Here is a 22,598-nt window from a genome sequence, read left to right on the forward strand (position 1 = left end):
CCTCGACCCCGAGTGGACCCCCCAGACCTCCACCAGCCCTTGCCTCCACCCCCGTTGACAACCGGGGATCCGCTCTAACTCCGTGGTCTTGGGGTAATTGTCCGGAGTGGCGAAAGGGGGCTGCCGGACAACTCCCCGCGCCGGAAGACTGAGATCACGGCACCCCGGGACGGCCGTCGCGGCGGACGGTACGGGGGAACCCCGGGTGCCGCCGTGGCGGGTGGGACGACCGTGCCGCGGGCGGGCTCCGGAGGGCCGAGCACGGGGGGCTACGGCCCTCCGGAGTCCACGAGGCTCAGGCCTCCCAGGTGTGTCGACGGCCCGCGACCGCCTTGAACGTCAGCTCCCCGCTTGTGAACAGGTCGCTGCGTAAGGTCAGTTCACGCGTCCGTGACGCCGTCAGCGCGATCCGGGTCGCCCGGCCACCGGCCCACTCGACGTCGACGGTGGCACCGCCGCGGGCACGCAGTCCCCGGACCGAGCCGTCGGGCCAGGCGGCGGGCAGGGCGGGCAGTATCTCGATCACGTCGTGCTGGCTCTGCAGGAGCATCTCCACGATCCCGGACGTGGCACCGAAGTTGCCGTCGATCTGGAACGGCGGGTGGGTGTCCCAGAGGTTGGGCAGGGTGGAGAGCTTGAGTTGTTCGCCGAGCATGAGGTGGGCGTGGTCGCCGTCGCGCAGCCGGGCCCAGAAGTTGACCTTCCACGCCTTGGACCAGCCGGTGCCGCCGTCGCCGCGCGCGGTGAGGGAGACCTTGGCCGCCTCGGCCCACCGGCTGCCGGGCTCGATCTGGCGTCCCGGGTGGAGGGCGAACAGGTGGGAGACATGCCGGTGTTCGTCGGTGGGGTCGTCCAGGTCGGCCTTCCACTCCTGGAGTTGCCCCCAGGAGCCGATGCGCAGGCCGGGGTCGAGCCGCCCGAGCGTCTCTTCCAGACGGCGGCGGAAGTCGGGCGAGTCACCGAGGATCCGCGCCGCTTCGAGGGTGTTGGTGAACAGGTCGTGCACGATCTGCTGCGACATGGCCGCACCGGCCGTGAAGTCCCCGTGCTCCGGCGAGTAGCTGGGCGTGACGACGAGGGTGCCGTCGCGCGGGTCGGTGCGCAGGTTGTCCAGCCAGAACTCGGTGGCCTCCTTCAGCACCGGGTACGCGGTGGTGCGGAGATAGGCCGTGGAGCCGCCGAACCGGTAGTGCTCGTACAGCTGTTGGGTGAGCCAGGCCGCCGCCTCGGGGAACCAGAAAGCGGTCGCCCAGTCGTGCACACCGGTGAAGCCGTACGGATTGGTCTCGTTGTGCACGACCCAGCCGCGCGAGCCGAACATCTCCTGTGCGCTGACGCGTCCCGGAGCGCGCAGCGCCTCGACGAAACGGTCGTAGGGCTCCGTCGTCTCGGCGAGGTTCGCGGCCTCGGCGAGCCAGTAGTTCATCTGCAGGTTGATGTTGACGTGGTAGTCGGCGGACCACGGGGGTGAGGTGCTCTGGTTCCAGACGCCCTGGAGGTTGGCGGGCAGGGAGCCGGGGCGTGAGGAGGCGATGAGGAGGTAGCGGCCGTACTGGAAGAAGAGGGCTTCCAGGGCGCGTTCGGCCGCGGTCGGGCCGGCGGTGTAGGTGGACAGCAGCCGGTCCGTGGGGACGTCCGCGGGCAGTTCCTGGCCGATGTCGAGGGCGACCCGGCGGAACAGGGCACGGTGGTCGCGCAGATGGCGGCGCAGGAGCGCCTGGTGGTCGGCGCCCGCCCGCTGGACGGTGCGGGTGACGACGGCATGCGGGTCCGCGCCTCGGTAGCCGGGGTGGGTGTCGGCGTAGTCGGTGCCCGCGGCCAGGACGAACCAGGCGCTGTCGGCGCCGGTCACGGTGATGGTGCCGTCGGTGTGGGTGCTGAGGGTGCCGCCCTTGCTGTGGACCCGGATCCGCGCCTCGAAGCGCAGACCGTTGTCGGCGAGCGCACCCCGCACCGTCAGGGTTCCGTCGGCCGCGGCGGTGGTGAAGTCGGCGCGCGGTGAGGTGTACCGGAGGGTGAAGGTGACGCTGCCGGGCCGGTCGGCGGTCAGCCGCCCCACGATCGCGCCGTCGGGGTGGGAGGCGAAGAACTCCCTTCGGTGGCGCACCCCTTGATGGGTGTACGTGACGGACGCGACGGCCTTGTCGAGGTCGAGCTCGCGGCGGTAGTCGTCCGGGGTGGTGGCCGGTGCGCCGGGGACGTCGAGGTGGAGGTCGCCGAGGGTCTGGTGGGCGCCGTAGCCGACGCGGCGCTGGCCGAGGCGGGCGGCGACCGCGTCGGGGTCGAGAGCGGTCCGGGCGTCGAGATCGTCCTGGACCGCGGTGACGGCACCGGGGCGGGCGTCGCGCCAGTTGCCGTGGTCGTAGCCCTGGGCCGAGCCGGGGCCGCCGGTCCACAGGGTCTTCTCGTTGAACTGGAGCCGTTCGGAGGCGAGGGTCCCGAAGATCATGGCGCCGAGTGCGCCGTTGCCGATGGGAAGTGCTTCGCGTTCCCAGTCGGCGGCGGGGGTGGCGTACCAGAGCACCAGGGGTTGCACCGATACATCGGAGGAATCGGCAGCCGCTTCGCTAGCACTGGCTCCTGACGCGAGTGCACCGACACCGCTTGCCGCAGCCTTCAACGTCGTTCTTCGAGTGATCTCATACGACATGACCTTGACGCTAGAGGTCCGATGACTTGGCGACAAGGGTCATGACAAGGCGTGCGGAATCCCGAACGGGGGCGGGTCGGGATCAGCCCTGCTGGAAGAGCTCCGCCGGCAGCGGCTTCAGGAGGGCGTACAGATCGTCGGTGATCGGACGGTCCCACGCGGCGATGGTCACCAGAACATTGTCGCTGCGGTCGAACTGCACGCAGGAGATCCGGCCCTCGGAGAGCTTCAGGCGCCGCACGATCAGGAGGTTGTCGCCCTGCATCACCGGCATGTCCTCGGCGCCGACGACGGTCACCTCCTCCTCGTTCTCCAGCGCGATCAGCAGCTGGGCCACCTCGAAGGGAATCTCGCCCTCGGCGAGGTCCCGAGCCGGGGAGCCCTCGGGGAGGTTACCGATGATCATCGCGGGGCCGCGGCCGCCGAACAGGTCGTAGCGCAGGAAGACACCCTGGCAGGTGCCGTCGGGGGCGGGCAGCAGACCGGCGCCGAGGTTGCCGGGCCAGTCGCCCGGGTCCATGGCCAGGACGTCGAAGTCGGGGCCGGCGGGAGTTGCGCTGCGGCGGCGGAGGAACGACATGCGCCAATGGTACGGGGTGCCGTTCGGCGATGGGCACGTGCGGTCCTGGGGTACTGAGGTCGTCGTCCGGGTGCGGGCCGGTGGGGGCTGGTCGCGCAGTTCCCCGCGCCCCTGGGTGGGTGGGTGCCTACGTCGGTTTCAGAGCCTCTGCCAGTCCAGTGTTGTCCGTTCCCATCTTTCTGTAGACCGCCGAGAGCAGACGCGCCACCGTCGGCTCGTCGATGTTCAGTTCCTTGGCGATCTCGCTCTTGGTCCGGCCCTCGACCGACATCGTGGCTGCCGTGCGTTCGCGGGTCGTCAGGGTGTCCGTGTCCGTCGTATGCAGGCGCCGCGGCCGCAGGCCCGCCGCCGCCAGTTCGTCGCGAGCCGCCTCCACCAGTCCGTCCGCTCCGCACTGCACCGCCGCGTCCAGGCCCCGGTAGAGGTGCTCCGCCGCCTCCGTGGGGCGCCCGGTGCGCCGTAGCTCCGTGCCCAGCGCCACCAGCGCACATGCCAGCTCGTACGCGGCCGGGGAGCACTCCAGGTGGGCGACCGACTCCTCCAGGTACTTCACCCGGACCGTGCCCGAGGACACCTCGGCGGCCGTGCGCAGGGCCTGGCCGATGGCGGAGGGGGCGCCGAACTGGCGGGCGCGGGCCACCGCTTCGAGGGCGGTGGTGACCGCGCGTTCGGGGGCGTCGTGGCTCTCGGCGCGGGCGAGGTGCAGCTGCCAGGGGCACCAGGCGGGGTTGCGGATGCCACGGGGGTCGAGACGGCGGCCCGCCGCCGCCAGCTCGGCGGCCGCGTCCTTGGTGAGGCCGCGGGCGAGCAGCAGTTCGCCGTAGACGGTCTGGACGTCGGGGAAGACCACGGCGGCCGGGAAGGGTTCGTTGAAGGAATAGTCCTCGGCGGTCTGCGCGGCCTCCGTGACGCGCCCGCGGGCCAGCAGTACCTCGATCAGGATGCCCACGGCGTACCAGTGGGCGGGGGTGCCCGGCCCGACGCGCTCGGCCAGCCTGAGTCCCGCGCGCACGAAGTCCTCGGCCTCGGCGAGGCGGCCGCGGCGGAAGCGGAGGTAGGCGAGGAGCGTGTAGCCGAAGGAGAGGTGGGCGCCGCGCCAGCCCTGCCGTTCGAAGTCCGCGATCCCGGCGGCGAAGAGCTCTTCCGCACGGCCGGGGCGGTCCGCGTACATGAAGGCCATCGCCACCAGCACGGGCACCTCGAAACCACGGTCGGGTTCGGCCCAGCCGAGGCCGCCGGCCAAGGCGCGTTCGGCGTGGTGGAGGGCGACATGGGCGGGTTCGCCGCGCAGGGTCGCGTCCCAGGCCCGCAGGCCGATGATGTACCGCTCGGTGAGATCGCGGCCTTTGAGGCGGTCGGCGAGTTTGGTGAGACGGCGGGAGCGCGAGGGGTGGTCGGGCTCGTCGGCACGGAAGGCGTCCCACATGAACTGCTCGGCGACCATGCGCAGCTTGACGCGCGCGTCCTCGGTGACGCGGATCTCCCGGGCGAGGGTGTCGGAGGCCTCGGCGAGCCGGTCGCTGTGGGCGAGGACCTGGGAGAGCCGGTAGACGATGTGGTGCCGCAACTGCCGGTCGGCGATGGGCTCCTCCAGCGCGGCGCGCAGGTGGTTCACCGTGGTGGCCGGTTCGGTGAGCAGGGACGCGCTGCCCAGTTCGTACAGCACGGCGGCCCGGTCCTCGAAGAGCGGGGGTTCGCGCAGGGCACGGGCGAGGTAGCTGCGGGCGGCGTCGGGGGCTCCGGAGCGGACCGTCTCGCCGGCGGCGGCACGCAGTTGCTGGACGACCCAGGCGTCGCCGTCGGGGTGGGTCTCCAGGAGGTGGCGGGCTGCCACCGAGGGGCCCTGTCCGTCGTTGATGACGCACCAGGCGGCCTGGCCGTGCAGGGCGACGCGGACCCCCGGGGGGATGGCCCGGTAGACGGCGGTGGCGATGAGCGGGTGGACGAACTCCAGGGTGTCGGCACCGGTGAGGACACGGGCGCCGCGCAGGGCGTCCGCGGCGTCCGCGGCCTCCTCCTGGCCGAGCCCCGCGACGGCGGCGGCCAGCAGGGGGTGGATCTCGGTGCCGAGGACGGCACAGGCCCAGGCGAAGCGGACGGTGGAGGTGCCGAGCCGTTCGAGCCGGGCGATCAGTCCGCTGCCCTTGACCGCGGCGGCGAGGTCGCGCAGCAGATGGGCACCGGCCTCGGTGGGGGTCAGGCCGCGGTCGCGCACCTTGGCCGTGAGCTCGACGGTCTCGAAGGGGTTGCCCGCGGTGACGGCCCAGCACTCGCGGCAGAACGCGTCGTCGGCGTATGTGCCGAGTGCTTCGCGGACGAGACCGGCGACGGCGACCGCGCTGAGCGGCTCCAGGTCGATGGGCCGGCCACCGGCCCGCCCGGGCAGCCCCCGGAACGACTCGGCGTGATCGGGGAGTTCGTCGGGCCGGTACCCGACGACGAGCAGCAGCGGGAGCTCCTCGGCACGCGGTGCGAACGCGGCCAGCCAGCGCAGTGATTCAGGATCCGCCCAGTGGGCGTCGTCGAGGACCAGGACCATCGGGGCACGCTGCACGGCGAGATGGGTGAGCACCCAGTCCAGTCCGTCCCGCAGTCCCTGTTGATCGGGCGGGGCGCCGTCGGTGGGCGCGCACAGCCCGAGGGCCGGGCCCACGATGTCGTACCAACTGCCCAACCGGGCCCGGAGATCGGCCTCCGCCGCTCCGGCGAACTGGGGTTGCAGAAGTTGCCGGGCCACGTGGAAGGCGACGCGCTGCTCCTGGTCACCGCCGCGGGCGGAGAGCACGGTGCAGCCCCGTGCGGCAGCACGCCGACGGACCTCGGCCAGCAGGGTCGTCTTGCCGATCCCGGCCCTTCCGGCGAAGGCGAGCAGAGCACCGCGCGGCCGACCGGCCGACTCCGACCCGTCCGCACGCAAACCAGTGAGCTCACCCAACGCCTCGTCCACGGCGGCGAGTTCACTCTCACGCTCGAAAAGCGTCCTGCTGCTCCTGGTGCTGCGCCGGCCCATGGTGCACCCCCTGCCACGGTGGTACACCCACGCGGGGAGCGGGCGCGCACCGTGACCTACAGGCACCTCAGCGTACGCTTCCGGCGGGCGGTGCGGGCCCGTGTCGGCGGGCCCCGCTCGATTCACCTCGCACGCGTCGACCTCGAACGGTCCGACTCGGCACGGTGCGCGGCTAAGCGCTCCCCTTGTGCCGCTCATGATGCCGAGCCACCCGGGCCCGGTTCCCGCAAGACGGCTTGCACCACTCCTGTCGCGGGTGCTCCTTGATGAAGTACCGCACGCAGCGCGGCGCGTGGCACGCGCGCAACCGCTCCCGGTCCGGGCCGGCGAGGAAGCCGATCGCGGCCTGCGCGAGGACCGCCGTCAGTTCTTCCGCGCCGTGCGCCGCCCGACGCTCCACGGCGGGTTCGGCACCGTCGGCCCATCGCAGGACGGGGACGGTGGGGGTTCGGGCGGCAGCCGTGTTGAGCAGTTCGACGGCCTGCGGTGCGGGCAGCAGCCGCGCGGCATCGGCCGGGCTCGGCTCTCCGGGTCGTACCGCGCGGGCGAACAGGGCTCGGACGGCGGCGCGCAGCTCCCGTACGGCGGTCAGCTCCGGGTCGCCGGCCATGTACGCGGCGGCATTCGGCACGACGTCGGGGTGGGCCCGCACCCATGCGGTGAGCCCGGCGGGCTCACCCAGGTCATCGGCCACGCCCCCGTGTCCGTCATGGCGGATGGTGAGGGCGAGGTCGAGCGCGAGGCGGGTGTCCCTGTGGGTCGAGTCCTGCATGGACCTAATGATAGGCGGCGCTCTCATCCATTAGGCACTCCCGGGTTCCGGCGGTACCACCGCCACCGGGCTCGCCGCGTGGAGCAGGATCGCCTGGGTCACCGAACCCATCATGCGGGCGGGTGCCAGCAGCCGGCGCCGGTGGCGGCCGACGACGACCAGGTCGGCGTCCTTGGACGCGGCGACGAGGTGGCCGGCCGCGTCGCCCGGGGCGATGCAGGGGTCGACCTGCACGTCGGGGTGGTGTTTGCGGTGCGGCACGAGGAAGCCCTCGGTGAGCGTTCGGGTCTCGCTCTCGACGGCGTCCTGGTCGATCATCACCGGCACGAGTTCGCCCGGCATCGCCCAGCTCTGGAGCGGCCACTGGTAGGCGGCGACGACCTGGAGACGGGCGCCGCGCAGGGCGGCTTCGGCGAAGGCGAAGGCGAGCGTCGCCTCGTCCGGCCTGCCGACCTGGAGGCCGACGACCACGCGCGGCCCCGGCTCGGTCCGCATCCCCTCGTCCACCTCGCGCCCCGGCTTCGGTACCACGACGACCACGCACTCCGCGTCCCGTGCGGCGGCCATGCCGTTGGAGCCGAGCAGCAGACCGGCGAAGCCGCCACGGCCACGGGAACCGAGCACCAACAGCTGGGCGGTGGTCCCCAGTTCCGGCAGTACCGCACTGGGCGTGCCCTCCAGCGCGACGTACTCCGTCGTCGGCCGTTCGACGCGTCCCGCCAGATATCGGCGTACTTCGTCGAGGACCGTGTCGTCCTCCGCTTCGGGCCGCCCGGAGGGCAGGACGTCGGGCCCGGCCCAGGCGGGATAGTGGTGCACGTGCACCACCCGCAGTGGCGCCTCGCGCGCCAGCGCGGCCTCGAAGGCCCAGTCCAGTGCGACCAGACTGTCGTCCGAACCGTCGACCGCCGCGATGACCGGCAGGGTGCTCATGGGTTCCTCACCTCCGGAGTACGACCTTCCCCCCGGGAGCCAGCGTCGCTCAGACGCCGGCCCCGGCAGGCTGCTCAAGGTCGCGTGTCCGGAAAAACAGGTGAAACACCGCCGGATCGGCCCGTCACGTCACGTGAGGTCGAACTCCCCTTCCCGCGCGCCCGATACGAACGCGCCCCACTCGGCAGGTGTGAAGATCAGGGAAGGGCTCTCCGGGCGGCCGCTGTTGCGCATCGCGATGAAACCCTCGACAAAGGCGATCTGGACATCCCCCAGGCCACGGCTGCTGGAGTGCCAGTCGGCGCTGCTGAGGTCCAGCTGGGGCTTGTCCCAGCCCATGAGCGGCTGCTGCTGGATGGTGGTCTCGGCCACGTCCGTGCTCCTCCCGATTGCGTCGTCCGCGGTCAGCCTAGCGATCGACTCCGAGTGCCGACAGGCCACGTGAGGGGGACCTTTCGGTGACCTTCAGGGAGGCAATTCACGCATCAGGGGGTTCGGACCCCACGAGCCACATGGAGAAGAACTGGGATCCGCCGCCGTAGGCGTGCCCGAGCACCCGGCGGGCCCCGTCCACCTGGTGTTCCCCGGCCTGTCCGCGCACCTGCAGGGCGGCCTCCGCGAAGCGGATCATGCCGGAGGCGCCGATGGGATTGGTGGACAGGACACCGCCCGACATGTTGACGGGCAGATCGCCGTCCAGCTCCGTCACGCCTGCCTCGGTGAGCTTCCAGCCCTCGCCCTCGTCGGCGAAGCCCAGGTTCTCCAGCCACATGGGCTCGTACCAGGAGAACGGGACGTACATCTCCACGGCGTCGATGTCCCGGCGCGGATCGGCGATGCCCGCCTGCCGGTACACGTCGGCCGCGCAGTCCTTTCCGGCCTGCGGCGAGACGGCGTCCTTGCCCGCGAAGAGGGTCGGCTCGCTGCGCATGGCTCCGCCGAGCATCCAGGCGGGCGGGCGCGGCGCGCGGGCCGCCCCCGCCCGGTCGGTGAGCACCATCGCGCAGGCCCCGTCGGAGGAGGGGCAGGTCTCGGAGTAGCGGATCGGGTCCCAGAGCATGGGCGATGCCTGGACCTTCTCCAGGGTGATGTCGTGCTCGTGGAGATGCGCGTACGGGTTCTTGAGCGCGTTGCGCCGGTCCTTGTACGCCACCAGCGAGCCGACCGTGTCGGGCGCGCCGCTGCGCCGCATGTACGCGCGTACGTGCGGGGCGAAGAAGCCGCCCGCCCCTGCCAGCAGGGGCTGTTGGAAGGGGATCGGCAGGGACAGGCCCCACATGGCGTTGGACTCGGACTGCTTCTCGAAGGCCAGCGTCAGGACGGTGCCGTGCACGCGGGCCGCGACGAGCCCCGCGGCGACCAGTGCCGTCGAACCGCCCACCGAGCCCGCCGTGTGCACCCGCAGCATCGGCTTGCCCACCGCGCCGAGCGCGTCCGCGAGATACAGCTCCGGCATCATGACGCCCTCGAAGAAGTCGGGCGCCTTGCCGATGACGACGGCGTCGATGTCGGCCCAGCCCAACTCGGCGTCGTCGAGGGCCCGTCGCGCCGCCTCCCGGACGAGCCCGGCGATCGAGACGTCCCGCCGGGCCGCGACATGCTTGGTCTGACCGATGCCTGTGACGGCCACGGGCTCCTTGCTCATCGCGGATCTCCTTCCAGTACGGCGACCAGGTTCTGTTGCAGACAGGGACCGGAGGTGGCGTGCGCGAGGGCGCGGTCGGACTCGCCGCGATGGATACGGGCGGCGGCCTCACCGATACGGATCAGCCCGGCGGCCATCATCGGGTTGGCGGCGAGCGCCCCGCCGGACGGGTTGACCCGGACGTCGTCGTCCAGCCTCAGCGCCCTGCGCAGCACGACCTCCTGGGAACTGAACGGGGCATGCAACTCGGCGGTGTCGACGGGCCGTCGGAAGGCGCCCGCCTTCTCGGCGGCGAGGCGGGTGGAGGGCGAGTCGGTCAGGTCGCGGACGCCGAGGGCGTGTGCCTCGATGCGGTGGTCGATGCCGCGGATCCAGGCGGGGCGCGTGCACAGTTCGCGGGCCCGCTCCCCTGCCGCGAGCACCACCGCGGCCGCCCCGTCGCCGATCGGCGGGCAGTCGCCGGTGCGCAACGGCCGCACGACGTAATCCCCTTGCGGGACGGGTCCCTTGAGTTGGGCACGCGGGTTGTCGACCGCACGGCTGCGGGCACCGATCGCGGCCAGCGCCGGTTCGTCGGTGGCGCCCGTGTCGATGAGTGCCTGCGCCTGGAGGGCGGCGAGGGCGACCGAGTCGGGCCACAGGGGCGCGACGTAGTACGGGTCGAGCTGCCGGGTCAGCACATCGCGCAGCGACCCGGGCGAGGACTTGCCGTAGGAGTAGACGAGCGCGGTGTCCGCGTCCCCGGTGAGCAGTTTGGTCCAGGCCTCGTAGAGCGCCCACGCGCCGTCCATCTCGACGTGCGACTCGGAGATCGGCGGCCAGGCGCCGACACCGTCGAGGGCGAGGGTGAAGGAGAAGGCGCGGCCTGCGAGGTAGTCGCTGGAGCCGGAGCAGGTGAAGTCGATGTCCGCGGTCTTCAGGCCGGTCCGGTCGAGGACGTCGTGCAGGACCGGCATGAGCATCTCCACCTCGGACTGTTCCTCGGTGGTGCGCAGGACGTCGGACTGCGCGAACGCTACGACGGCGATGTCCCTGGTCACAGCAGCTCCTTGTACGTCTCGTAGTCCGCGTCGGGCTCTCCCGTGGGCCGGTAGTGGTCGGGGTAGCGGCCCCCTTCCGTCCACACCGGTTCGACGCGCAGGCCCATCCGCACCTGGTCGTACGGGATGCCGCCGATGCGTCCGTGCAGCGCGAGCCCGGCTCCGTCGAGCGCGATGTGGCCGTAGACGTAGGGGACTTCGATGTCGAGGTTCTTCGCCTTGATGTTGACGATGCAGAACGTGGTGACCGTGCCGGCCGGCCCCACCTCCACCTGTTCCGAGGTGGCGAGGCCGCAGGTGGGGCACGCGCCCCTGGGCGGCACGTACACCTTGCGGCAGGACGGGCAGCGTTCGCCGACGTTGCGCCGCTCCGAGAGGGCGTTGATGTAGGCGGTCTGGGCGCGGCCGGGCGAGTAGACGTAGTCGAGGCGGGCGGCCGCGACGATGCCGGTGATCGGGTCCTCGAACTCGCCGCTGTGGCCGGTCGGTTCGGCCGGGTCACCGTCGTACGGCTCGAAGCAGGCGATGTCGGTGATCGCGCCGACGCGGTCCTCGGCCCAGCGGACGCGCACGCGCATGCCGGTGTGCACGGCGTCGGGGCCGGGCGCGTCGAGGGCGTGGAGGAGAGCCGTGTCGGCGCCGTCGAGGCGGACCAGGACCCAGGCGAAGGGCGAGGAGAGGGGCTGGCCGCGGCGGGGTTCGTGGTTCCAGGCCCAGGTGGTGACCGTGCCGGTGGGGGCGACCTCGACGAGGTCGCGGATCTCCTCGGCGGTGACGGGGTCGTACTCGACGGGGGGTACGAGGGTGCGGCCGTCGCCGGTCTTCACACCGAGCACGACACGGTCGCGCAGACCGGTCAGGAACGCGCTCTGGACGGGGCCGAGGGAGCGGGTGAACGGGAACTCGACGATCAGGGGAGCTTTGAGGACTGCGGGCATCGGGGTTGCCTCCTTCGGAGCAAGGTGGGTGGATCGCGCCCGCGAGGGGCGCGAGGAACTGCGCGACCAGCCACTGACGGCCCGCGGTGTCCGAACCGCCGCACCCAGCCGAGCGCTACGCTCGCTTGTAGGTGGGCGGTCGTTTCTCCGCGAAGGCGCGAGCCCCTTCCTTGGCGTCGGCGGTGTCGAAGACGGGCCAGCCGCGCTTGAGTTCGGCGGCGAGGCCGTCGGTCTCGGTCATCTCGGCGGTCTCGTACACCGAGGCCTTGACGGCCTCGACCGCCAACGGGCCGCAGGCATTGATCAGTTCGGCGATCTCCAGGGCCTTGGTCAGTGCCGTGCCGTCGGGGACCACATGTCCGACCAGACCGATGTCCAGGGCCTCTCGGGCGCCGTACGGGCGACCGGTGAGCAGCATCTCCAGGGCATGGGTGCGCGGGATCTGGCGCTGGAGGCGGACCGTGGATCCGCCGATCGGGAACAGTCCGCGTCTGACCTCGAACAGACCGAAGGTCGCCGACTCACCCGCGACCCTGATGTCGGTGCCCTGGAGCATCTCGGTGCCGCCGGCGACGCAGTGTCCTTCCACGGCGGCGATCACCGGCTTGCGGGGGCGATGGTGGCGCAGCATCGCCTTCCAGTGCAGGTCGGGGTCGGCCTTGAGCCGGTCCCGGTACTGCTCTCCCTCCATACCCTTCCCGGCCAGGGCCTTGAGGTCCATGCCGGCGCAGAACGAGCCGCCCGCGCCGGTGAACACGATCGAGCGAACCGAGTCGTCGGCGTCGGCCTCGACCCAGCCGTCGTACAGACCGACGAGCATCGCCAGCGAGAGCGCGTTCTTGGCCTCCGGCCTGTTGAGTGTGAGCACCAGTGTGGCGCCTTCGCGCTGCACAGTGAGGTGTTCCGTCCCACCCATAGCCCATCTCCCCTCTGAAAGAACGAGAACAGGTTGCAGGAGCGGCCCGGGCTCTTCAAGAGTTTTCTGACAGTCAGTCAGATTTCTTCGCGCGGAGCCTTCACAGTTGGGGCGCCCTTTGCTCTGATGACCGGCAACCGGTGCGGAGCGAGGTCAGGAGGAGCGGTGGAGTACAACCTTGCCGACCTGTTCGAGTCGGTCGTCGACGTGGTCCCGGACCGCGAGGCGCTGGTGTACATCGACATCCCCGGCACGGGTGCGGAGCGCCGGCTGACGTACGCGGAGCTGGACGCGGCGGCCAACCGCATCGGTCACCATCTGATCGACAGCGGAATACGGCCGGGTGAGCACGTCGGGCTGCACATGTACAACGGCATCGAGTACCTGCAGGTCGCGCTCGGCTGCCTGAAGGCCCGGGCCGTGCCGGTGAACGTCAACTACCGCTACGTCGAGGACGAGTTGGTCTACCTCTACCGGGACGCCGATCTGGTGGGCCTGGTCTTCGACGCGGAGCTCACCGACCGGGTCGCCGCCGCGCTGCCGCTCACGGAGAAGCTGCGGCACCTGGTGCGCGTGGGTGACGCCGTGCCGGGTGTGGACGCCGTGGCGTTCGCGGACGCCGAGGCCGCCGGGTCCCCCGAGCGCGGGTTCCCGCAGCGCTCCGGCGACGACCAGTTCATCATCTACACCGGCGGCACCACCGGGATGCCCAAGGGTGTGATGTGGCGTCAGGAGGACCTGTTCTTCTCGGGGATGGGTGGCGGGGCGCCGACCGGTGAGCCGGTGAAGAAGCCCGAGGAGCTGGCCGAGCGTGTCGCGGCCGGCGGTTCGGGGATCACCTTCTTCCCCACGCCCCCGCTGATGCACGGCACCTCCACGCTCACCGCGTTCATCGGCTTCAACTTCGGCCAACGGGTCGTGCTGCACCGTAAGTTCTCACCCGAGGACGTACTGCGGACGATCGAGCAGGAGAAGGTCACCAGCATGTCCCTGGTCGGGGACGCGATGCTGCGGCCGCTGATCGACGCCCTCAAGGGCCCCATGAAAGGCACGGACACCTCGTCGATGTTCAGCGTGTCCTCGTCGGGGGCGATCATGTCGGACACCGTGCGGCGGCAGTTCCTGGAGCTCGTCCCGAACGTGATGCTGCTCAACAACTTCGGCTCCTCGGAGTCCGGCTTCAACGGCACGGCCACCGATGACTCCGGCCCCGAGCGCGGCTTCCGGGTGCGGGTCAACTCCCGTACACAGGTGGTCGATCCGGCCACGCACGAGCCGATCGCGGTGGGCGAGGTGGGCCGCGTCGCGCAGTGCGGCCATGTGCCACTGGGCTACTACAACGACCCGCGCAAAACCGCCGAGACCTTCTTCGAGAAGGACGGTGAGCGCTGGGTGCTGCTCGGCGACATGGCGACCGTGGACGAGGAGGGCGTCGTCATCGTCCTCGGCCGGGGCTCCCAGTGCATCAACACCGGCGGCGAGAAGGTGTACCCCGAAGAGGTCGAGCAGGCGCTCAAGTCCCATCCGGACGTGTACGACGCACTGGTGGCCGGGGTACCTGACACCAAGTGGGGCCACCACGTGGCAGCCGTCGTACAGCTCCGGGAGGGCGCACCCCGGCCGTCCCTCGACGACATCCGGACACACTGCCGCACCCAGCTGGCGGGCTACAAGATCCCGCGTCAGCTGGTGATCGAGGACTCCATCCAGCGGTCCCCCAGTGGGAAGGCCGACTACCGGTGGGCACGGGAGGTGGCGGTGCGGGCGGACGGGTGATTTCCCGGCCCCCTTCCTCGACTTTTCCTCGGTTTCGGCCCCGTGGGATTGAACCGAAGGTGACGTGCGGACGTACTGGTGGTGGCAGGCTCGGTCACAGGGCCCTGTTGGCATGCCATCGCAAGACCGTACGGAAGGACCGCCGGGTGTCGCTCTTCACACCTCGCTCTCGTCAGCTGCCGGAAGCCGCCGAGGGCGGTGCGGAGACGGACGACCAGGAGACGGGACAGGAGACGGTCGAGGAGGTCAGGGAGAAGTCCGGCTGGTTCGGCTGGCGGACCCGCTTCCCCCGTACCGCACGCGGCGTGACCATCGGCACGACCGTCCTCGCCGCCGCCCTTGTACTCGGCGCGCTGCTCATGCCCAACCGCCTCGACCGGATGAACCTCCAGGCGTTCCTGCGCCTGCCCGTGGAGGCGATCCTCCTCGCGGGCCTGCTCCTCGCGCTGCCGAGGCGGGGGCGGCGCATCACGGCCGTCGTCTCGGGCGTGCTCATCGGGCTGTTCACGATCGTCAAGTTCCTCGACATGGGGTTCCGCCAGACCCTTGCCCGACCCTTCGACCTGGTCTTCGACTGGATCCTGCTGGACGACGCGGCGGATTTCGTCAGGGAGTCGTTCGGCCGCTCGGGGCAGGTGCTCGCGGTGACCGGGGTGATCGTCCTGGCCATCACGGTTCTCGCGGTGTGCACGCTCGCGGTGGTGCGGCTGACGAACCTCCTGGTCCGGCACCGTCCGGTGGCTCTGCGCAGCACGCTCGTCCTCGGCATCGTGTGGATCGTCTGCTTCACGCTGGGCGTGCAGTTCGGCGGGGTCCCCTTCGCCACCAAGGGCAACACGCAGTTCGTCGCCAACCGGGTGCAGCAGGTGCGCGACGGCATCTTCGACGCCCAGGAGTTCGAGAAGCAGGCCGCCGTCGACGCCTTCGCCAAGACCCCGCCCGACCAGCTGCTGAACGGGCTGCGTGGCAAGGACGTCCTGTTCACCTTCATCGAGAGCTACGGCCGGGTGGCCATCGACGACCCGGCGATGGCCCCGCAGATCGACGCGGCCCTCCAGGAGGGCAACAGCAGGCTCAAGGCCGCGGGCTTCGCCTCGCGCAGCGCCTGGCTCCGCTCGCCCGTCACGGGCGCCGGCAGCTGGCTCGCCCACTCGACGTTCCTGTCCGGCCTGTGGGTCAAGAACCAGCAGCGCTACCGGAGCCTGACCGGTGGCGACCGCGCGACCCTGACCAGCTACTTCCAGAAGACCGGCGCCTGGCGCACGGTCGGCATCGTGCCGGGGGTGCGCAAGGCCTGGCCCGAGGGCAAGTACTTCGGTCTCGACCACATCTACGACTCCACACACCTCGGTTACAACGGCCCCTACTTCAGCTGGACGCCGGTGCCCGACCAGTTCAGCCTGGAGGCCTTCGAGCGCCTGGAGCACGGCAAGGAGAACCGCGACCCGATCATGGCGGAGATCATCCTGGCCTCCAGCCACAACCCCTGGTCCCCCATCGCCCGCATGGTCGACTGGGACCAGCTCGGTGACGGCTCGGTCTTCGAGCAGATCAAGAAGGAGGGCACGGACCCCGGGGAGGTCTGGAAGAGCTCCAAGTCCGTGCGCACCGAGTACCGCAAGGCGATCGAGTACTCGTTGCAGAGCCTGACCGAGTGGGTCGAGCGCTACGGCGACGACGACACGGTCCTCGTCTTCCTCGGCGACCACCAGCCCGTCCCGACCGTCACCGGGGGCGACACCAGCAAGGACGTGCCCATCACCATCGTGGCCCGCGACCCGAAGGTCCTCGACCGGATCGCCGACTGGGGCTGGACGGACGGGCTCAAGCCTGCCGGGAACGCGCCCGAGTGGGGCATGGACAAGTTCCGCGACCGGTTCATGACGGCGTACGCGAAGTAGCGTCCCTACCCTGCCGAGGGCAGCGGCGCCCCGAGGAACGTGACGATCCGTCGTACGAACCACTCCGGGTCGTCCAGCCACGGATAGTGCCCGGCACCGGGCTGCACCACGAGCTCGGCGTGCGGGAACACGTCCGCGGCGCGGCGGGCGTGCTCGGGCCGGGGGGCGTTGTCGACCTCCCCCGCGAGCACGAGCACCGGACGATCCAGCCGCCCGAGCGCCTCCCGGGTCGCGGGCGGGTCATAGGCGCCCGTCGATCCGTAGGCGTCCCCCGCCTCGTCGTTGAACTCCTCGTCCCCGCGTGCGTCGTGCGCCGCGGCGGCCTCGTCCCAGCGGCCGTAGAAGAGGGGCGCGAACACGGGGTCGTAACCGCCGGTCCCGTCGAGCGAGGCCGCGAACGCGGGGAACGCCTCCTCGAACCACGGCTCGTCCTTCCGCAGCACAGCCGCCGCCAGCCGGTCCTCGTCCGTCACCGGCATGCCCAGCGCCCAGGGAATGGCCGTGACCAGCGCCAGCCGCCGCACCCGCGCCGGGTACCGGGCGGCGTACAGCATGGCGAGACTGCCGCCGGCCGAGTGCGCGAGCAGATCCGTCTCCGCCAGCCCCAGGTGGACCCGCAGCGCCTCCACGTCGTCCACGAGCCGGTCGCAGCGGTACGTCGCCGGATCGGCCGGTGTCGCGGAGGCTCCCGTGCCCCGCAGATCGAGCAGGACGAGCTGCCGGTGGGCGCCGAGGCCGCCCAGGTCCCCGAGGTAGGCGGAGGCGCGCATGGGTCCGCCGGGCAGGACGACGAGCGGCGGCCCCTCACCCTTCAGGTGGTAGGCGAGTTCGGTCCCGTCGTACGAGGTGAAGGTCGGCATGGCGCCGATCCTCACCGTCATGCGCCCCCGTCGCAACGGAGTTCCCTCCGGGAGCCCGGTCGGTGTGGAACCGACGCGTCGAGAAAGTGCGGGCCGACCCCTTGCTTGATCGCCAGTGGCCTGGATTACTGATCCTCAGCACCTCGACCGAATGATCGGTCGCCCGTATTGCCTTGGTTGGTGAAGGAGACGTTCCGGTGGTGGACGCGACGGAGCTGTGGGACGCGGGGGAACGGCTCGACGAGGAGGGGCTGAGGGCGCTCCAGCTGGAGCGGCTGCGGAAGTCCCTGCGGCACGCGTACGACCATGTGCCGTTCTATCGGGAGTCCTTCGACAAGGCGGGGGTCGGCCCGGACGACTGCCGGTCCCTCGGCGATCTCGCCCGCTTCCCCTTCACCACCAAGGCGGACCTGCGCGAGAACTACCCGTACGGGATGTTCGCCGTGCCGCAGGACCGCATCCGCCGCATCCACGCGTCGAGCGGCACCACCGGACGCCCGACGGTCGTCGGCTACACGGACGGCGACCTCTCCCTGTGGTCCGACATGGTGGCCCGCTCCCTCCGGGCGGCGGGCGGCCGGCCGGGCGACATCGTCCATGTCGCCTACGGCTACGGCCTGTTCACCGGCGGTCTCGGCGCCCACTACGGCGCCGAACGGCTCGGCTGTACGGTCATCCCCGCGTCCGGCGGTATGACGGCCCGTCAAGTCCAGCTGATCCAGGACCTGAAGCCCGGCATCATCATGGTGACCCCGTCGTACATGCTGACGATCCTGGACGAGTTCGAACGCCAGGGCGTCGACCCGCGCGGCACCTCGCTCCGCGTCGGCGTCTTCGGTGCCGAGCCCTGGACGGAGCAGATGCGCCGGGAGATCGAGGAGCGGTTCGCGATCGACGCGGTCGACATATACGGGCTGTCCGAGGTGATCGGTCCGGGTGTGGCGCAGGAGTGCGTGGAGACCAAGGACGGGCTGCACATCTGGGAGGACCACTTCTTCCCGGAGGTCGTCGACCCGTTCACGGGCGAGGTGCTGCCGGACGGCGAGAAGGGCGAGCTGGTCTTCACCTCGCTCACCAAGGAGGCGATGCCCGTCATCCGGTACCGGACCCGGGACCTGACGCGGCTGCTGCCGGGCACGGCACGCGTGTTCCGCCGGATGGAGAAGGTCACCGGCCGCAGCGACGACATGGTGATCCTGCGCGGTGTGAACCTCTTCCCCACCCAGATCGAGGAGATCGTCCTGCGGACACCCGGCGTGGCACCGCACTTCCAGCTCCGCCTCACCCGCCAAGGCCGCCTCGACGCTCTCACCGTACGTGCCGAGGCCCGCCCCGGCGCCACCCCCGAGGCGAGGGAAGCGGCCGCGTCGGCGATCACCGCCGCCGTCAAGGACGGCATCGGCGTCTCCGTCACCGTCGAGATCGTCGAACCCGAGTCGCTGGAACGGTCGGTGGGCAAGATCCGCCGGATCGTGGACCTGCGCCCCCGCTAGGCGAACCGGTCCCTGAGCTCCCGCTTGAGGATCTTCCCGCTCGCGTTCCGCGGCAGCTCGTCCACGAACAGCACCCGCTTCGGCGCCTTGAAGTGGGCGAGCTTCTCGCGTGCGTGAGCGATGAGTTCGGCCTCCTCCACCCCTTTCCCTTCGCGGGGGACGACGACAGCCGTCACGGCCTCGATCCAGCGCTCGTCCGGCAGGCCGATCACCGCCACCTCGGCGACGGCGTCATGGGTGTAGAGCGCGTCCTCGACCTGGCGTGAAGCGACCAGTACGCCCCCGGAGTTGATGACGTCCTTCACTCGGTCGACGATCGTGAAGTAGCCGTGGGCGTCGCGGACCGCGAGGTCGCCGGAGTGGAACCAGCCGTCGCGGAAGGCGTCGGAGGTCTCCTCGGGCTTGTCCCAGTAGCCCTCGCACAACTGCGGCGAGCGGTAGACGATCTCGCCCGGTGTGCCGTCGGGGACCTCCTTGCCGTCCTCGTCGACCACGCGGGCGTCGACGAAGAGCACCGGGCGGCCGCAGGAGTCCATCCGGCCCTTGTGCTCGTCGGGGGCCAGGACCGTGGCCAGCGGGCCGATCTCGCTCTGCCCGAAGCAGTTGTAGAAGGCGAGCTTCGGGAGCCGTTCGCGCAGCCGCTCCAGCACGGGCACCGGCATGATCGACGCGCCGTAGTACGCCTTGCGCAGTCCGTCGAGATTGCGGGTGGTGAAGTCGGGGCGGTTCGACAGGCCGATCCACACCGTCGGCGGCGCGAAGAGGCTGTCCGCGCGGTCCGCCTCGATCAGGTCGAGGATCCGGTCGCCGTCGGGCGCGTCGAGGATGATGTTGGTCGCCCCGGCCGCCAGGTACGGCAGCAGGAACACATGCATCTGCGCCGAGTGGTAGAGCGGGAGGGCGTGCACGGGGCGGTCGCCCGCGCTCAGGTCCAGTGCCGTGATGGCGCTCAGGTACTCGTGCACCAGGGCGCGGTGCGTCATCATCGCGCCCTTCGGGAGCGCCGTCGTGCCCGAGGTGTAGAGCAGCTGGACCAGGTCCTCGCTGCGCGGTTCGGGCCCGTCGTACACGGGCGCCGACTCCAGCCGGGCCGCCAGTGAGTCGTCCGCGTCACGCAGGGGCAAGGTGCGTACGGCATCCGGGAGCCGGTCCGCCAGGTCCGGATCCGCGAGGACGAGTGCGCTGCCCGACTGGCCGACGATGTACGCCAGATCCTCGCCGGTCAGGTTCTGGTTCACCGGCACGTGGACCAGGCCCGCGCGGGCGCAGGCGAGGAAGGCGATGAGGTAGGCGTCGGAGTTGCGGCCGTAGGCTCCGACCCGGTCGCCCGGCGTCAGGCCTTCGGCCAGCAGGACGCTCGCCGCGCGCGAGACGGCCTCGTCGAGTTCCTCGTACGTCCAGGAGCGGTCGCCGTACTCGACCGCGACCCGTGCCGGGGTGCGCCGGGCGCTGCGCCGCAGCACCCCGTCAACCGTGCTGCCGTGTCCAGGCGTCATGACACATGATCCTCGGTCCCTCACAGCGGGAGGTCAAGCACGGGTCCAGGACACATACCCGTTGGTACGCTCAACCGCTCCTTCCCTCAATGACGTTGGGAGGCACGATGCGCACCCGCCTCAGACGAATACTCGTCGCGGCAGTCGCCCTGCTCACCGCCACGTCCGCGCTGCCGGCAGCCGCGGCCGAAGGCCAGAACCGTCAGCAGCACCCGTCGCACGGCGGCCTGTCCGCCACGATCCGCTACACCGAGTACGGCATCCCGCACATCCTCGCGAAGAACTACACGGACCTCGGCTTCGGCACCGGCTGGGCGCAGGCCGCCGACCAGGTGTGCACGCTCGCCGACGGCTTCGTGACCGTGCGCGGGGAACGCTCCCGTTTCTTCGGGCCCGACGCGGCACCCGACTTCTCGCTCTCCTCGGCCGCCAGGAACCTCTCCAGCGACCTCTACTTCCAGGGTGTCCGCGAGACGCGCACGGTGGAGAAGCTGCTCGCCGAACCGGCGCCGCGGGGACCGAGCCGCCGGACGAAGGACCTGATGCGGGGCTTCGCGGCCGGCTACAACGCCTGGCTCGAACAGAACCGCGTCACCGACCCCGCCTGCAAGGGCGCCGCCTGGGTCCGCCCGGTGACGGCCCTCGACGTGGCCGCGCGCGGCTTCGCGCTCGCCGTCCTCGGCGGGCAGGGGCGCGGCGTGGACGGCATCACCGCCGCCCAGCCGCCCACGACGACCTCCACGGCGGCGCCCGACGCCCAGGACACCGCCCGTGCGGCCCGGGAACTGCTGGCCGCCGACACCGCCGACATGGGCTCCAACGCCGTCGCCTTCAGCGGCACGACCACCGCCGGCGGCCGCGGGCTGCTGCTCGGCAACCCCCACTACCCCTGGCAGGGCGGCCGTCGCTTCTGGCAGTCGCAGCAGACGATCCCCGGTGAACTCAACGTCTCCGGCGGCTCCTTGCTCGGCTCCGCGACGGTCTCCATCGGCCACAACGCGAAGGTGGCCTGGAGCCACACCGTCGCGACCGGCGTCCCCCTCAACCTCCATCAGCTGACGCTGGATCCGGCCGACCCCACGGCCTACCTCGTGGACGGCAAGCCGGAGAAGATGACCAGGCGCACGGTGACCGTCCAGGTGAAGGACGGCGCCCCGGTGACACGGACGCAGTGGTGGACCCGGTACGGGCCCGTGGTCACCTCGTTCGGCGCCTCACTGCCCCTGCCCTGGTCCAGCACGACGGCGTACGCCCTCAACGATCCCAACTCCGCCAACCTGCGCGCCTCCGACACCGCCCTCGGCTTCAGCAAGGCCCGCTCCACGGCTGAGGTCCTCGGCTCGCTCGAGCGGACACAGGGCCTGCCGTGGGTGAACACGGTCGCCGCCGACTCGGGCGGCCACACGCTGTTCACCCAGTCCCAGGTACTCCCCCGCATCACCGACGAGCTGGCCCAGCGCTGCTCCACGCCCCTGGGCAAGGTCACCTATCCCTCCGCCGGGCTGGCGATCCTCGACGGCTCGCGTGGCGACTGCGCGCTCGGCTCCGATCCCGACGCCGTGCAGCCGGGTGTCTTCGGACCGGCGAAGATGCCGACCCTGAAGGACGCCGCGTACGCGGAGAACTCCAACGACAGCGCCTGGCTGGCCAACGCCGACCGGCCGCTGACCGGGTACGAGCGGGTCTTCGGCACCATCGGCACACAGCGGTCGCTGCGGACCCGGGGTGCGATCGAGGACGTGTCGGCGATGGCACAGCGCGGTCGGCTGACCGTACGGGATCTGCAGGCGCAGCAGTTCGCCAACCGGGTACCCGCGGGCGACCTGGCCGCGGCCGACGCGGCGAAGGCGTGCGCGGCGCTGCCGGGAGGTACCGCAACGGGCAGTGACGGCAAGGCCGTTGACGTGAGCGAGGCCTGTGGGGTGCTCGCGGCATGGGACCGTACGGTGAACACCGACAGCCGGGGCGCGCTGCTCTTCGACCGGCTGTGGCGCAAGATCCCGGCGGCCCAGCTGTGGAAGGTGCCGTTCTCGGCCGCCGACCCGGTGCACACACCGAACACCCTCAACACGGCGGCGCCCGCCTTCGCCACGGCCCTCGCGGACGCGGTCACCGAACTGCGGGCGGCCGGCATCGCGCTGAACTCCCGGCTGGGACAGCACCAGTTCGTCGTACGGAACGGTCAGCGCATCGCGGTCTCGGGCGGCACCGAGTCCCTGGGCATCTGGAACAAGGTCGAGCCGGTGTGGGACCCGGCCCAGGGGGGCTACACGGAGGTGACCACCGGCTCCAGCTACATCCAGGCGGTCGGCTGGGACGGCAGCCGCTGCCCGGTGGCCCGCACCCTCCTGTCGTACTCCCAGTCCTCGAACCCGAACTCGCCGCACCACAGCGACCAGACCCGGCTGTACTCCCAGGAGAAGTGGGTGACGTCCCGCTTCTGTGAGCGGGACATCCTGACGTCGCCGGGGCTGAAGGTGGTCCATGTGCGCGAACGCTGAGTCCCACGTGGCCAGGGCGTAGCCGGACCCGGCGTCGTCCAGCTCTCCGGCGAGAGCTGGACGACGCCGTCGGGTTCGGGGAACTTC

General features: G+C 71.1%; 16 protein-coding genes. 4 read left to right on the forward strand and 12 right to left on the reverse strand.

Annotation, left to right across the window (positions count from 1 at the left end; all coding sequences use genetic code 11):
* Window positions 1-295: 295 nt before the first annotated feature.
* The 10 genes from ACWD3I_RS42470 to ACWD3I_RS42515 form a co-directional block, all read right to left on the reverse strand.
* Window positions 296-2,524: a glycoside hydrolase family 95 protein gene (locus ACWD3I_RS42470; RefSeq protein WP_365412868.1), complete on the reverse strand. Its 2,229-nt coding sequence runs from the start codon at window positions 2,522-2,524 to the stop codon at window positions 296-298.
* A gap of 208 nt (window positions 2,525-2,732) precedes the next feature.
* Window positions 2,733-3,230 (reverse strand): hypothetical protein, encoded by a 498-nt coding sequence (locus tag ACWD3I_RS42475; protein ID WP_365412866.1) that lies wholly within the window; start codon window positions 3,228-3,230, stop codon window positions 2,733-2,735.
* 127 nt (window positions 3,231-3,357) lie between these two features.
* A complete protein-coding gene (locus tag ACWD3I_RS42480; protein WP_365412864.1) occupies window positions 3,358-6,240 on the reverse strand; it encodes a helix-turn-helix transcriptional regulator in 2,883 nt (960 codons plus the stop codon).
* A gap of 172 nt (window positions 6,241-6,412) precedes the next feature.
* Entirely contained in the window at window positions 6,413-7,012 is a 600-nt protein-coding gene (locus ACWD3I_RS42485) for a CGNR zinc finger domain-containing protein (protein ID WP_365412862.1), read from the reverse strand.
* A 30-nt stretch (window positions 7,013-7,042) separates the two neighbouring features.
* Window positions 7,043-7,945 carry a universal stress protein gene (locus ACWD3I_RS42490; RefSeq protein WP_365412860.1) on the reverse strand — a complete coding sequence of 301 codons (903 nt, stop codon included), beginning with the start codon at window positions 7,943-7,945 and terminating at the stop codon, window positions 7,043-7,045.
* Between the two features lie 129 nt (window positions 7,946-8,074).
* Window positions 8,075-8,317, reverse strand: coding sequence for a DUF397 domain-containing protein (locus ACWD3I_RS42495; RefSeq protein WP_266896638.1), 243 nt, complete (start codon window positions 8,315-8,317; stop codon window positions 8,075-8,077).
* Between the two features lie 106 nt (window positions 8,318-8,423).
* Entirely contained in the window at window positions 8,424-9,590 is a 1,167-nt protein-coding gene (locus tag ACWD3I_RS42500; protein ID WP_365412858.1) for a thiolase domain-containing protein, read from the reverse strand.
* Window positions 9,587-10,630, reverse strand: a complete 1,044-nt coding sequence (locus ACWD3I_RS42505; RefSeq protein ID WP_365412856.1) for a thiolase domain-containing protein — start codon at window positions 10,628-10,630, stop codon at window positions 9,587-9,589. The genes ACWD3I_RS42500 and ACWD3I_RS42505 overlap by 4 nt, the downstream gene beginning before the upstream one ends.
* Window positions 10,627-11,568, reverse strand: coding sequence for a Zn-ribbon domain-containing OB-fold protein (locus ACWD3I_RS42510; RefSeq protein WP_365412854.1), 942 nt, complete (start codon window positions 11,566-11,568; stop codon window positions 10,627-10,629). Before ACWD3I_RS42510 ends, ACWD3I_RS42505 begins: the two co-directional genes overlap by 4 nt.
* A gap of 115 nt (window positions 11,569-11,683) precedes the next feature.
* Entirely contained in the window at window positions 11,684-12,484 is an 801-nt protein-coding gene (locus tag ACWD3I_RS42515; RefSeq protein ID WP_365412852.1) for a crotonase/enoyl-CoA hydratase family protein, read from the reverse strand.
* Window positions 12,485-12,649: 165 nt separating this feature from the next.
* Here ACWD3I_RS42515 and ACWD3I_RS42520 point away from each other — a divergent pair, with 165 nt between their 5' ends.
* Both ACWD3I_RS42520 and ACWD3I_RS42525 read left to right on the forward strand, forming a co-directional pair.
* A complete protein-coding gene (locus ACWD3I_RS42520; RefSeq protein WP_451084341.1) occupies window positions 12,650-14,260 on the forward strand; it encodes an acyl-CoA synthetase in 1,611 nt (536 codons plus the stop codon).
* Between the two features lie 146 nt (window positions 14,261-14,406).
* Window positions 14,407-16,161, forward strand: coding sequence for an alkaline phosphatase family protein (locus ACWD3I_RS42525; RefSeq protein WP_365414171.1), 1,755 nt, complete (start codon window positions 14,407-14,409; stop codon window positions 16,159-16,161).
* Between the two features lie 5 nt (window positions 16,162-16,166).
* Here the strand turns inward: ACWD3I_RS42525 and ACWD3I_RS42530 are convergent, their stop codons facing one another.
* Window positions 16,167-17,021 (reverse strand): alpha/beta fold hydrolase, encoded by an 855-nt coding sequence (locus ACWD3I_RS42530; protein WP_451084342.1) that lies wholly within the window; start codon window positions 17,019-17,021, stop codon window positions 16,167-16,169.
* Window positions 17,022-17,218: 197 nt separating this feature from the next.
* On the opposite strand from ACWD3I_RS42530, the gene paaK reads away from it, so the two are divergent.
* Window positions 17,219-18,514 carry a phenylacetate--CoA ligase PaaK gene (gene paaK, locus ACWD3I_RS42535; RefSeq protein WP_365413971.1) on the forward strand — a complete coding sequence of 432 codons (1,296 nt, stop codon included), beginning with the start codon at window positions 17,219-17,221 and terminating at the stop codon, window positions 18,512-18,514.
* On the opposite strand, the gene ACWD3I_RS42540 is transcribed toward paaK, so the two are convergent.
* Window positions 18,511-20,010 carry an acyl-CoA synthetase gene (locus ACWD3I_RS42540; RefSeq protein WP_365413969.1) on the reverse strand — a complete coding sequence of 500 codons (1,500 nt, stop codon included), beginning with the start codon at window positions 20,008-20,010 and terminating at the stop codon, window positions 18,511-18,513. The two genes, paaK and ACWD3I_RS42540, sit on opposite strands and share 4 nt — an antisense overlap.
* Window positions 20,011-20,117: 107 nt before the next feature.
* Here ACWD3I_RS42540 and ACWD3I_RS42545 point away from each other — a divergent pair, with 107 nt between their 5' ends.
* Window positions 20,118-22,511 carry a penicillin acylase family protein gene (locus ACWD3I_RS42545; protein ID WP_451084343.1) on the forward strand — a complete coding sequence of 798 codons (2,394 nt, stop codon included), beginning with the start codon at window positions 20,118-20,120 and terminating at the stop codon, window positions 22,509-22,511.
* The last annotated feature ends 87 nt before the right edge of the window (window positions 22,512-22,598 follow it).

This window comes from Streptomyces sp. NPDC002817, assembly GCF_053592055.1.